The following is a 13079-nucleotide window of genomic DNA, read 5'->3' as shown; positions in this document are numbered from 1 at the left end:
CTGCCTCAATATGCATCGGCGTTGTCGATGTTGAAGGTGTAGAGCGTGCGGGCAGAGCCGTAGCGCTTGAACTCGCCAGGCTTGACATCGGTGATGCCGGCCTTGTCGAGAAGCTCCGCCAGCTTTTCCAGATGCTCGGGCCGCATTTCTTTTTCGATGCAGTCGGCGCCGAGGCTTTTGACCGAGCCGCGCACGAAAAGCTTTGCCTCGTAAAGACTGTCGCCCAGTGCATCGCCCGCATCTCCGCAGACGACGAGATGGCCGGACTGGCCCATGAAGGCCGACATATGGCCGATATTGCCCTGCACGACGATATCGATGCCTTTCATCGAAATCCCGCAACGGGATGCGGCATTGCCCTTGATGACGAGAAGCCCGCCGCGACCGGTGGCACCCGCATATTGAGAGGCATCCCCTTCAATGACGACGGTACCGGACATCATGTTCTCGGCGACACCCGGACCGGCAGAGCCATGAACGGTGACGGTGCCACCATCATTCATGCCGGCGCAATAATAGCCGACAGAACCGTGCACATCGACGGTTACGGGACTGTCGATGCCAACGGCAACGGCGTGATGGCCGCGCGGATTGACGACTTCAAATTCGGTGTCGTTTACACCCGCCGAAAGGCCGTGCAGCGCCTTGTTGAGGTCACGCAGCGGCGTATGAGAGAGATCGAAGACTGGCATGGATATGACTTTCACACGGATAGGCCGATGACGGCATCAGGCTGCTTTTTCGTGGTCCCAGAAGTAGACGGTCGCCGGCTCCGGCTCCCAGACGCGGGCGGTCTCAATGCCCGGCAGATTGACCAAGGCACGATACTCCGAGCCGAAAGCGACATATTGATCGGTTTCGGCCATGACAGCGGGTTTGCAGGCAATCGGATCGCGCACGACGCCGAAACCGGACTTGGTGCCGACAACGAAGGTGAAGAAGCCGTCGAGATCGTCGAGTGCACCGGTCAGCGCCTCACCCAGATCCTTCCCCTTGGCCATTTCTGCCGTGAGGTAAGCAGCAGCCACTTCTGAGTCGTTCTGGGTTTCGAAACTCATCCCTTCACGAACCAGTTCGCGGCGCAGATTGTTATGGTTGGAGAGCGAACCATTATGCACGAGGCACTGATCCGAGCCGGTGGAGAAGGGATGCGCGCCAAGCGTCGTCACCGCCGATTCCGTTGCCATGCGGGTGTGGCCGATGCCATGGGTGCCAGCCATGGAGCGCACGTCAAAGCGGGCCACCACATCCTTCGGCAGGCCGGTTTCCTTGTAAATCTCGACGCTGCCACCGGAGCCCATGACGCGGACATTGGGGCGGAGAGCGGAAAGAACGGCGCGGATGCCATCAAGCTTGTCCGCCGGGATGTCCAGAACCGCGTGCGTGCTCTTGACGGTCACCGCAGCCGCAACGCCCTTTTCCTTCAGCGCCTCTGCAAGTCCTGTAAAGTCTGCATCAGGATCGGCGGACTGAATCGTTACCTTGGCGCGTCCTGCGGCAGCGCCACCGTAGATCGCGATACCTGCCGAGTCCGGTCCACGATCGGTCATGGTGATCAGCATGTCAGAGAGCAGCTGACCCAACTGCGGTTCCAGGCTTTTGTCTTTCAGGAATAGTCCAACAATGCCGCACATCGACAGGCACCTCCGTTCGTTTGTGAACAAAGGCGTATCACACGAAATTTCAAGACGTCAACTATGAGGAATATTTTTTTCCTTTAAAGCAATACATTAATCACCCGTGACTCGTCGTTGAGGGTAGGAGATGATCGACAGGTAGCGTGCGGGAAGCTGCACCAACACCTCTGGTCCGTGCGGCGCATCGGCATCGAAAAACAGGCTATCCCCCGCCTGCATGGTAAAAAGCTGCTCTCCGTGGCGATAGACGACCTCGCCCTCCAGCATGTAGAGAAACTCCATGCCCTCGTGCTGGAAGGTGGGAAAAACGTCGGAATCGGTCGTGAGCGTGATGAGATAGGGTTCGACCGTCACCCCGCTGGTGTTGTTGTCGATATGCCCTAGCAGGCTGTACTGGTGGCCTGCGCGCGTGCCTCTGCGGTCGATATTGACGCCTTGCCCGGCCTTGACGAAGGTGGCGCTGCGCGGCTCCTCAAAACCTCGGAAGAAGGCAGTGATCGGCACGCCCAGCGCCTTGGAGAGCGTCTGCAATGTCGTCAGCGACGGCGAGATGTTACCGTTCTCGATCTTCGACAACATGCCAACCGACACGCCGGTCGCGGAAGCAAGGTCGGTGACGGTGATGCCAAGTTTCTTGCGATAGGCTCTCACCTCGTGACCGATGGCCATCTCCAGATTGTTGACCCTCGGTTCGCGAACGGCATGCGGATCCTGCGACAGGACCTGTTGCGCGGCTTCTATGCTGATGGATTGTTTCGCCATGGAGCCTCCGGCACGGTATGGTCACTCTTCTTTAAAGGAAGAAGATTTTAATTCGCAGGAAATCTTTGTCGGACAGCGCCCGGCGTCTTTCCAAAATGAGCCTTGAAGCTTCCTGAAAAATGACCCGCGCTGGAAAAGCCGGTGGCGAAGGCCACTTCCGCTATGGACAGTGGGCTTTGTTCCAGCAGCCTTCGGGCGTGATCAAGCCTGATGGCACGATAGGTTTCCAGAAATGACGCCCCAAGTTGATCGGCGAAAAGCCGGTCGAGATGGCGTATGCTGGTTCTGGCAAGTTTCGCCATGGTGTTGCGATCGAGCGGGTTCTCAATCGTCGCCTCCATCTTCTCCAGTACGGTGAGCAAGGCGGGATGATGGGTGCCATAGCGTTCGGCGATCGAGCCACGCTGCGGCGCGCCCGGTTCGGCCACCGCTGTATGCAGGTACCAATCGCTGACGCGCCTTGCAAAATGGGCGCCCATGCGCTGTGAAATCATTGCATGCATCATATCGAGCGGTGCAACCCCGCCCGCACAGGTGATCCGGTCGCCATCGAACACGAAGCGCGCCTGCCGCGGCGCCAGATGGTTGAAGGCTTCTCGCAGCACGGGCGCATGTTCCCAGTGAATGGTGAAGTCGCGATGATCGAGCAAGCCTGACGCCGCCAGAACATAGGCGCCGCTGGAAATGCCGCCGATCCTGACACCCTGCCGTGCAAGACGGCGCAAAAGCGCAAGTGAACCCTCCGATAAAGCCCAATCCTGCGGCGTGCCACCTGCACAGACAAAAATCGTGCTGCACCCTTCGCCAAAGCTTATCAGCGGCTGACACTCCACAATGATGCCAGACGAACTTCTCACCGCCTCGCCATCGAAGGATAGGGGGACGGCGTCATAGATATCCGTGCCGGCAATCAGATTGGCTGCGCGCAATGGCTCGGCTGCAGAGGCGTAGGACATCAATGCAAAGTTCGGGATGAGAACGAAGCCGATACGCTGGACATTTTTTTGATCGGGATGTGACATGTCCCATTCTTATATTGAAACGTCCTGTTTATGCAATCGTGTGACGGATTGCACGATTACTCTGGTCGGACATCCGTCGAGGTATTGCCATGCGCTATTCCGCCCTCTCCATTTTGATGAACGGCCTTCGTGGCAACAAGGCATGGAAGCCTGCCTGGCGGGACCCCGCCCCCAAACCCCATTACGACATCATCATCGTGGGCGGCGGCGGACATGGGTTGGCGACCGCCTATTATCTTGCCAAGGAATTCGGCATCACCAATGTGGCGGTGCTGGAAAAGAATTATATCGGCTCCGGCAATGTCGGGCGCAATACCACGATCATTCGATCCAACTACCTGCTGCCGGGCAACAATCCATTCTACGAACTCTCGATGAAGCTGTGGGAAGGTCTGGAACAGGATTTCAACTTCAACGCCATGGTTTCCCAACGCGGCGTTCTCAATCTCTACCATTCCGATGCGCAGCGTGACGCCTATACCAGACGCGGGAATGCCATGCGGCTGCATGGCGTCGATGCCGAATTGCTGGATCGGGCTGCCGTCAAGTCCATGCTGCCGTTTCTCGATTTCGACAATGCGCGCTTTCCCATTCAGGGCGGGTTGTTACAGCGGCGCGGCGGCACAGTACGTCACGATGCGGTTGCCTGGGGCTATGCCCGCGGGGCCGATCAACGCGGCGTCGACATCATCCAGGGCTGCGAAGTGACAGGCATTCGCCGCGACAAAGGCAAGGTGGTCGGCGTCGAAACGAGCCGCGGCTTTATCGGCTGCGGCAAGCTGGCGCTCGCAGCGGCCGGCAATTCCTCCCAGGTCGCTGCTATGGCCGGGCTTCGGCTACCGATCGAAAGCCACGTGCTGCAAGCTTTCGTTTCGGAAGGACTGAAGCCCTTCATCGATGGCGTCGTCACCTTTGGTGCCGGACATTTCTACGTCTCACAATCCGACAAGGGCGGTCTCGTCTTCGGCGGCGATATCGATGGCTATAACTCCTACGCACAGCGCGGCAATCTCGCGACCGTCGAACATGTCGCGGAAGCCGGCAAGGCAATGATCCCGGCGCTTTCCCGGGTCCGCGTGCTTCGTTCCTGGGGCGGCATCATGGATATGTCGATGGATGGGTCGCCGATCATAGACCGCACGTCCATCGACAATCTCTATCTGAATGCCGGCTGGTGCTACGGCGGCTTCAAGGCAACGCCTGCCTCAGGCTTCTGCTTTGCTCATCTTCTGGCGCGCGAAGCGCCGCAGGAAACCGCCACCGCGTTCCGCCTGGATCGCTTTCAACGCGGCTATCTTATTGACGAAAAGGGCCAGGGCGCCCAGCCCAATCTTCACTGACAAAGCGGATCAAGGACGTTCGAAATGGCAAGTCTCGTGCCCTGCCCGCATTGCGGGCCAAGACCAAAGGAAGAGTTCACCATCAAGGGTGCCGTTCTTCAGCGACCCGCACCGGACGCCAGTGCGGAGGCATGGTTTGACTATGTCTATCTGCGCGACAATCCGCGTGGCGATTATGAGGAATATTGGCACCACACGGCAGGCTGCCGCCGGTGGCTTGTGGTGACCCGCAATACGGCAACGCACGAGATCAGCGCCTGCGAAGACGCAGCCGACAAGACAAAGGTGAAAAGCGCATGACCTCATACCGACTGCCCACTGGCGGTCTGATCGACCGTGCCAAGCTGCTCTCCTTTACCTTCGATGGCAAGACGATGCAGGGTTTCCAAGGCGACAGCCTCGCCTCTGCCCTGCTTGCCAATGGTCAGCAACTCGTCGGCCGCAGCTTCAAATACCATCGTCCCCGCGGCATCCTGACCGCGGGTGCGGCAGAACCGAACGCCCTGATGACGATCGGCAACGGCGGCAGAACCGAGCCCAATACCCGCGCCACAATGCAGGAGCTTTATGCCGGTTTGGAGGCGCGAAGCCAGAACCGCTGGCCGTCTCTCGACTTCGACATCGGCGCGATGACCGGCCTGATCTCGCCCTTTCTTAGCGCGGGCTTTTACTACAAGACCTTTATGTGGCCCGCCGCCTTCTGGGAAAAGCTCTACGAGCCCTTCATCCGCCGCGCAGCAGGCCTCGGCAAAGCAAGCTATGAAGCAGACCCCGACGCCTATGACAAATGCTGGGCGCATTGCGATCTGCTGGTAATCGGCGCCGGTGCTGCCGGACTTGCAGCGGCTCTCACCGCCGGACGCGCTGGCGCGCGCGTCATCCTTGTTGACGAACATCCCGTCGCGGGCGGCGGGCTGCTTTCAGAAACAGCGACCATTGGCGGCGCCAGCGCACCGGATTTTGCCGCAACCTGTATTGCCGAGCTCGAATCCCTGCCGAGTGTCACCGTCCTCACCAGAACAACCGCATTCGGCTGGTATGATGGCAATGTGTTCGGCGCGGTGGAGCGCGTGCAGAAACATCTAGCCGCTCCCAAGCCTCATGTGCCTGTGGAACGGTTGTGGCGCATCGTGGCGAAACGTGCGCTTCTGGCGACCGGTGCGGAAGAACGGCCCCTGGTTTTCGGCGGCAATGATGTTCCAGGCGTGATGATGGCGGGCGCAATGCGCAGCTATCTCAACCGCTATGCCGTCAGCCCAGGCAAAGCGACGGCGATTTTCACCACCAATGACAGCGGCTATGCGCTGGCGCGTGACCTGGAAGCGAAAGGTGTATCGCTCGTCGCCATTATCGATAGCCGCAATGAGGGAAATCTCTCCTATGGCGGAAAGGCGCGCGTCATCAAAGGCGGCGTCGTTGCCAACACCCGGGGCAGCAAGGCGCTCACCGGCGTCGAAGTCTACAGAAACGGCAACACCGAGCATCTGGATGTCGATGCGCTTGCTATGTCTGGCGGGTTCAGCCCAGTCATTCACCTCGCCTGCCACCGGGGCGGAAAACCCGTATGGTCGGACGAAGAGGCGGCCTTCCTCGCGCCCGGCTGTCTCGAAGGGCTGGATCTCGCCGGTGCGGTCTCTGCCACGCATGGCCTCGCCGCATGCCTTGAAGACGGTGCAAACAAGGGTGCGGAGTTTGCACAAGCCCTCGGCTTTGCCGCGAGCGCGCCGTCCTTCGGACCGGTCGAACACGATGTCGTTGCAGCCGCGGCAAAGCCGCTCTGGTCCATTCCTGGCGTGAAAGCCAAGGCTTTCGTCGATTACCAGAACGATGTGCATCGCAAGGATCTCGGCCTGGCGGTGGCCGAAGGCTATGCCCATGTGGAGCTTGCCAAGCGCTATACGACCAATGGCATGGCAACGGACCAGGGCAAACTTTCCAACGTCAATGCCATTGGTCTTTTGGCTGAGGCGCGTGGCGTGTCTCCGGCAGAGGTCGGCACCACCACCTTCCGACCTTTCTATACGCCGGTTTCCTTCGGCACGCTGACCGGTGGCTATCACGGCCACCATTTCCAGCCGGTGCGCAAGTCGCCGCTGCATGGATGGGCCGAGAAGAATGGCGCGGTGTTTGTCGAAACCGGGCTCTGGTATCGCTCATCCTGGTTTCCTCGCAAGGGCGAAAACGGTTGGCGCGAAAGCGTCGATCGCGAAGTTCTTAATGTGCGAAAGAATGCAGGGCTCTGCGACGTTTCCATGCTCGGCAAGATCGAGGTTTGCGGGCGCGATGCCGCGGAATTCCTCAACCGGGTCTATTGCAATGGCTTCCTCAAGCTTGCCGTCGGCAAGGCGCGTTACGGCCTGATGCTGCGCGAGGATGGGATGATCTATGATGACGGCACAACCAGCAGGCTGGACGAAAACCGCTACTTCATGACGACGACCACGGCCTATGCCGCAGGCGTGATGAACCATCTGGAATTCTGCGCCCAGGCGCTGTGGCCGGATCTCGATGTGCGCCTAGCCTCCGTCACCGATCAATGGGCGCAGATGGCGATTGCCGGACCCAAATCGAGAACCATTCTTGAGAAGATCGTCGATGACGACCTTTCGAATGACGCCTTTGCCTTCCTTGCCGCGAAAGAGGTCTCGCTGTTCGGCGGCCAGTTGCAAGGGCGCCTGTTCCGCATCTCCTTCTCGGGCGAGCTCGCCTATGAGCTTGCCGTTCCCGCAGGCTATGGCGAGAGCGTTGCGGATGCGCTGATGGAGGCAGGCAAGCCGGAGGGTATCATGCCCTATGGCGTCGAGGCGCTGAGCGTCCTGCGCGTTGAAAAGGGTCACGTCACCCATAATGAGATCAACGGCACGGTCGTGCCGGCCGATCTCGGCTTCGGCAAGATGGTGTCCGCCACCAAGGTGGATTTCATCGGCAAGGCGATGCTGCAGCGCGAAGGGCTGTCAGCCAGCGACCGGCCAAATCTGGTCGGCGTTGTCCCGATCGATAAAAACCATAGCTTCCGCACCGGCTCCCATATTCTGGCGAAGGACGCCGCTGCGACACTGGAGAACGATCAGGGTTACGTCACCTCCAGCGCTTTCTCTCCCCATCTCGGATCGACCATCGGCCTTGCCCTCGTGAAGAGGGGGTCACATAGGCATGGCGAGGAGGTCATCGTGTGGAATGGCATTCGCAACGAATACACCGCCGCGCGCCTGTGCGATCCGGTTTTCCTCGATCCCAAGAACGAGAAGCTCCATGCCTGATCAAAAGCTTGATTTCAAATCCGGCTTTCAGCCGACATTACGCCCCGTGCTTGGCGCGAAGAGAGCTTTCGTCTCCAACATGATTACCCTGTCCGCCTTGCAAGAAGGCACCATCATCCACGTATTGGCAGAACCATCCGCGCCTGCGGTGGAAGATCGCCTGCACGCAATGGGCAAGGGTAATGTTCGCACTGTATCGCCGGGGCAATGGTTTATCGTCAGCGATGAAGGTCTGTCTCACGGCGAGTTGAAGGCTCTGCTCGACGCGCTAGAGCCGCAGGCGACGGGTGTGGACCAAAGTCAGGGTCGGGTTCGCATCCGTATCGAAGGCAAGATGGTCGAACGCCTTCTGGCCAAGGGGACGGCGGTCGATCTTTCTCTTACGGCCTTCCCTGTGGGCAGTTCTGTCACGACACTGATCGGCCACATCACCGCCCACCTGACCCGTTTGGAAGAGAGCGCCTTCGAGATCATCATGCTGCGTGGCTTTGCCGAAAGCCTATGGGAAGATCTCTTTAGAATGAGCGCGGAATTCGCCTGATCCATTCACGGCGCTGCGACTAATGCCCGTCGCAGTCTTCGAGATTCGCCAGCCTGTCGGCATCGCAAGAGCGCTGCACACTATGGGAAGTTCTTTAAAGCCAATACTGGATTGGTCTTGTATCGCGGCGATCAGATCGAGGCGGGCGCGACGTCCGATGTCTTCGCTGCGCCCAAGCGCCCCTACACCCGAGCCCTGTTGTCGGCCGTGCCGCAGTTGGGCTCCGCCGGTGAAGGCGGGCCGCGACCCTTCCCCATCATCGATATGGAGACAGGTCTTGCTCTGCCGGTCCCAAGTCGGGCAGATACGGTCGATACATCGGGTCCCCCGCTGCTTGAAGTCGAGAAGCTGTCCGGTCGCTTCGAAATACGCTCTCCCTATACCCGCATGGTGCAGGCGCGTGTTCACGCCGTGGAAAATGTCAGCTTTTCTTTGGCACGAGGGGAAACACTTGCCATCGTTGGAGAGTCGGGTTGTGGAAAATCGACGACGGGACGCCTGCTCGCCGGATTGAACAGCCCGCATTCCGGCTCGATCCGGATCAATGGCAACGAGGTTAAATCCTTTCGCCGTGCCGATCTGTCCCGCCAGGTGCAGATGATTTTTCAGGACCCGTTTGCGAGCCTCAATCCGCGGCTAACGGTTGAGAATGCAATTGCGGAACCCCTTCTCATCCACGGACTGGAAACACCGAGGAATGCGCGCAAGCTTGCACGCGATTTGCTTGGTGAAGTCGGGCTTTCGGCGGATATGGGAAGCCGCTACCCGCATGAATTCTCCGGTGGGCAGCGCCAGCGTATCTGCATTGCCAGAGCCCTGGCACTTGAGCCCGGGCTCATCATTGCCGACGAAGCGGTTTCGGCACTCGATGTTTCTGTTAAGGCGCAGGTCGTGAACCTGATGCTCGATTTGCAGGAAAGACTGAAGCTCGGCTTTCTCTTCATTTCCCATGACATGGCCGTGGTAGAACGCATCAGCCACCGCGTGGCAGTCATGTATCTGGGAGAAATTGTAGAAACCGGACCTCGCGAAGCGGTCTTTTCCAACCCGCAACACCCCTATACGCGCCGGCTCCTATCGGCCGTTCCCGTACCAGACCCGTCGCGCAGGCGATTGCGCCGCAAACTGACGATCGGCGAGCTGAAAAGCCCCATCCGCAACAAGGATTTCAACCCTCCTGCACGCACCTATCAGGAAGTCTCGCCCGGGCACGTTGTCCAGGTTTGGTCGGGAGACTGGAGCTGAGGTTCACGCGATAGAACCGCTTGCCACCTATTCACGAACGAACCCATCGCCTGAACGGCAAGGGGTCGGCTCGCTACAGTCAGCTCACAGTATCTACTCAAACCACTATGCGTTTAATCGGATGCATAGCCCCGCTGCTTTGAGATAGTTTTAGCACGTGGTTCTCTTGAAGAGATTGCAGATTGATCCGAGAACATTTGAAAGGGTCTTGAACATTCTTGCGGCTGCGGCGCGCAGGTGGCCGTGATCTTGGAGAAAGCCATCTCAGTGGGATTGAGATCGGGGCTGTAAGGCAGCAGGAACAGGAACCAAGTGCCCGTTCTTTCGATGCCTATGCCGCCTTAGTGCTCTTGTGAACCGCGAGAGCTTCGAGGACAACCACGTCGCCTATTTGCGCTAAAAATAAAAAATCCCGGAGTATCGGTGGTCCGCCGGTAGAGACGTACACCGCACCATTCTATCTTGCAGCGACAGAGCCTTTCCCAGGCAATCGTCTCTATCGAACGGTGCTGCCCAGAGACGAGTCGAAACACCGTCCCTGGGCACAGAATGAACGTCGTCTAGTTCCCTTAAAGCCTGTCGCGATCTTTCAATTCGCTCATTACGCTTTGGTTCTTTGTTTTATCTCATGTCGTTGTTGCAAAACCCCGGCACAGTTTTGCGCGACATACCCTAGAATTCTTCCCAGCTTTCAGCGGCAGCCTCCCCGCGCAACCCGACACCACCTGCCACTTTGGCGAGGAGACGCCGCGCTGGCGATTGCGTTGCCCTGTGGTCATAGCGGACTGCCTCGGGCCGGGCTGCGGCGGTCTGTCGGGATAGCGTTCCGCCGGTCTCGAACTGCGCGACCAGCCGGCGCAGCTTATCTGCTTCGTTGGCAAGCGAGGTACTGGACGCGCTTGCCTCCTCCACCATCGCGGCATTCTGCTGGGTCGTCTGGTCCATCTGATTGACGGCGGCATTGACCTCTGAGAGACCGAGGGACTGTTCCTGTGCAGAGGTTGCGATGGCGTCCATGTGGTGATTGACGGTCGCCACATAGTCTTCGATCGCTTTCAAAGCGGACCCGGTTTCCTGAACCAATCTCACACCGCCCTCCACTTCCATCGATGAGTTGCGGATCAGCCCTTTTATTTCTTTCGCCGCCTGCGCAGAACGCTGGGCGAGTTCCCGGACCTCCTGCGCAACCACAGCGAAACCCTTGCCTGCGTCGCCGGCACGAGCCGCCTCTACACCGGCGTTAAGAGCCAGGAGATTGGTCTGGAAGGCGATTTCGTCGATCACACCGATGATATTGGATATCTGGCTCGACGACGTCTCAATGCGCTTCATGGCATCCACGGCGTCTGCCACCACGATCCCGGATTTGCGCGCCGCCTCATTCGCATCGATCGCAACGGTACGCGCTTCCTGCGCTCGCTTGGTTGAGCTCGAGACGTTCGCCGTAATCTCGTCAAGAGCCGCAGCGGTTTGCTCAAGCGCGGCAGCCTGTTGTTCCGTCCTCCTGGAAAGATCGTTGGCAGCCTGGCTGAGTTCACGCGATCCATCGTCGATGGCGGTGGTGGCCGCCGCGACGGAAACCATCGCCTGCCTCAACTGTGTCACCGCTGCATTGAAATCTCGCCGCAAGCTTTCGTATTCATCGGCGAAGGCCTCGTCGAAGCTGAAAGTCAGATCGCCCTCGGCAACCCGCTTGAGACCCTTAGCCAGATTTTCGGTGGCGTGACGCATCTCGTCGTTCCGCTTGGCATCACGCTCTGCACTGCGACGCCGCTCCTCCTCGGTTTCACGACGATTGCTTTCAGTCTCCCTTTCCAGCGTGCGTGCGCGCAGGCCATTTTCCTTGAAGACCTGCACGGCTGCGGCCATCTTTCCGATCTCGTCGGGTCGTCCAATACCGGGAATGACGGCCTCGAAATTGTCATTTGCAAGACTGCTCATCGCCGATGTCATGGCGCTGATCGGGGCCGCGATGGAGCGGGCCACATACCACATTGTGGCAACACCGAAGAGCAGGACCGCAAGACCCACGGCCGCCAGCATCCAGCCGTCACGCGTACTTATCTGCGCAAGCGTATGATCGAGGTCGGCAGCTTTGGCGAGCGCCACCTCGACGGGAACCTCGATCATGACGGACCAGGGCGTTTTTGTCCGTCCGATCATGATCGGCGCGATGGCGCGCAGTTCCTTTTCGTCGTTATAGACATTGGCTTCACCGGCCTGGATTTTTTGAAGGACGGCGCGAAGTTCAGGATCGTTGCGGTCAAATAGTTGACCGATGAGGTCAGGATTGCGGCTGGAGGCGACGATCAGGCCCTTGTGGCTGATAATTTCCACGACGGCCCGGCCACTGTAGATTCCGGCTTTTACGGACTGTGCCAGTTCCTGAACGAAAGACAGGTCAAAATCTGCGCCGGCTACGCCCGCGAAGCGGCCGTTGACCGTCATCGGCACCGACATGGTGGCAAGATAGACATTCTTGCCTTGAACGACATAGGGCAATGGATCGAGAATGCTCTCGCCCCCACCGCTCTGGGGACCGAGATACCAGCCCCCTTTCGTGACGCCATTGGGATGTAGATCCCGGCTGTCATATTCCACCAGAGGCTGGATATCGATCTGACCCGCGGCGTTTCGCGTCCAGTAGGGCAGAAAACGGCCCGTCGCGTCTGAGCCAGCCTTGCGATTGTCCTTGAAACGCTCGTCCATCCCATCCAGAGCACCCGGTTCCCATGCACTATAGGTGCCGTTGAACGCTGGATTGTCCTTCAGCACATTCAGCAGGATCTGATTGAGGCGACCTCTGCGCGTCTCTGGGGGAATAGATGCATCGCCGTTCGTCAAGGCTTCGAAACTACGCGCCATGTTACGGGCGGCATCGAAAGCTTCGTTGAGCGACCCCTGGATCTTACTAGCCTGTGCTGTGGCAAGGCGCTGCAGGCTTTCCTTCGTCAAGTCGCGCGTCAACTCCGACACGCTCTCTGCGACCACCGCTTGACTGTTCTGCGTTGCTATAAGGCTGTAGGTCAACAGTCCACCGACGGCCGCGAGAACACTGAAGGCGGATAAGACTGCTATTTTACTTTTCAGGGAACGGAACTGCATAGGATTTCCTCTCGTTGAATTCGAGATAAATTCCCAGCGAAACGTCTGATGAATGGTTAACGTCGAATATCAACGGTGAATTCCATAAATAGAAATTCAATATAAAAATCATTACATTGCTAAAATGATCGTCTGTTCGTCTCACAATTGCGTCTTTTACAGGGAAA

The 13079-nt window shown here is 58.6% G+C and carries 9 protein-coding genes and 1 pseudogene; 5 read left to right on the top strand and 5 right to left on the bottom strand.

What is annotated here, in order from left to right; translation table 11 throughout:
• Positions 1 to 5 precede the first annotated feature (5 nt).
• From EYC79_RS12845 to EYC79_RS12830, 4 genes are all read right to left on the bottom strand, one after another.
• Positions 6 to 692, bottom strand: coding sequence for a GltB/FmdC/FwdC-like GXGXG domain-containing protein (locus EYC79_RS12845; protein ID WP_062600407.1), 687 nt, complete (start codon positions 690 to 692; stop codon positions 6 to 8).
• Between the two features lie 36 nt (positions 693 to 728).
• Positions 729 to 1634 (bottom strand): class II glutamine amidotransferase, encoded by a 906-nt coding sequence (locus tag EYC79_RS12840; RefSeq protein WP_130978237.1) that lies wholly within the window; start codon positions 1632 to 1634, stop codon positions 729 to 731.
• Positions 1635 to 1730: 96 nt separating this feature from the next.
• The gene (locus tag EYC79_RS12835) at positions 1731 to 2399 is read right to left on the bottom strand and encodes a helix-turn-helix domain-containing protein (protein WP_162686492.1); all 669 of its coding nucleotides are present in this window, start codon (positions 2397 to 2399) and stop codon (positions 1731 to 1733) included.
• Positions 2400 to 2446: 47 nt separating this feature from the next.
• On the bottom strand, positions 2447 to 3421 hold the full coding sequence (locus EYC79_RS12830) for a GlxA family transcriptional regulator (RefSeq protein WP_130978236.1): 975 nt from the start codon (positions 3419 to 3421) through the stop codon (positions 2447 to 2449).
• A gap of 89 nt (positions 3422 to 3510) precedes the next feature.
• On the opposite strand from EYC79_RS12830, the gene EYC79_RS12825 reads away from it, so the two are divergent.
• The 5 genes and pseudogenes from EYC79_RS12825 to EYC79_RS12805 form a co-directional block, all read left to right on the top strand.
• Positions 3511 to 4761, top strand: a complete 1251-nt coding sequence (locus EYC79_RS12825; RefSeq protein ID WP_130978235.1) for a sarcosine oxidase subunit beta family protein — start codon at positions 3511 to 3513, stop codon at positions 4759 to 4761.
• Positions 4762 to 4785: 24 nt separating this feature from the next.
• Positions 4786 to 5061 (top strand): sarcosine oxidase subunit delta, encoded by a 276-nt coding sequence (locus EYC79_RS12820; RefSeq protein WP_113179842.1) that lies wholly within the window; start codon positions 4786 to 4788, stop codon positions 5059 to 5061.
• A complete protein-coding gene (locus EYC79_RS12815; protein ID WP_130978234.1) occupies positions 5058 to 8021 on the top strand; it encodes a sarcosine oxidase subunit alpha in 2964 nt (987 codons plus the stop codon). Before EYC79_RS12820 ends, EYC79_RS12815 begins: the two co-directional genes overlap by 4 nt.
• The gene (gene soxG, locus EYC79_RS12810) at positions 8014 to 8562 is read left to right on the top strand and encodes a sarcosine oxidase subunit gamma family protein (protein ID WP_130978233.1); all 549 of its coding nucleotides are present in this window, start codon (positions 8014 to 8016) and stop codon (positions 8560 to 8562) included. The genes EYC79_RS12815 and soxG overlap by 8 nt, the downstream gene beginning before the upstream one ends.
• Before the next feature lie 99 nt (positions 8563 to 8661).
• Positions 8662 to 9807 (top strand): annotated as a pseudogene (locus EYC79_RS12805) (ABC transporter ATP-binding protein); the annotation flags it as partial.
• A gap of 672 nt (positions 9808 to 10479) precedes the next feature.
• On the opposite strand, the gene EYC79_RS12800 reads toward EYC79_RS12805, so the two are convergent.
• Entirely contained in the window at positions 10480 to 12912 is a 2433-nt protein-coding gene (locus tag EYC79_RS12800; protein ID WP_130978232.1) for a methyl-accepting chemotaxis protein, read from the bottom strand.
• Positions 12913 to 13079 lie beyond the last annotated feature (167 nt).

It is taken from the genome of Agrobacterium cavarae (assembly GCF_004310285.1).
In the GTDB taxonomy this organism is placed as follows: domain Bacteria; phylum Pseudomonadota; class Alphaproteobacteria; order Rhizobiales; family Rhizobiaceae; genus Agrobacterium; species Agrobacterium cavarae.
This window is presented reverse-complemented; position numbering and strand designations above follow the sequence as displayed.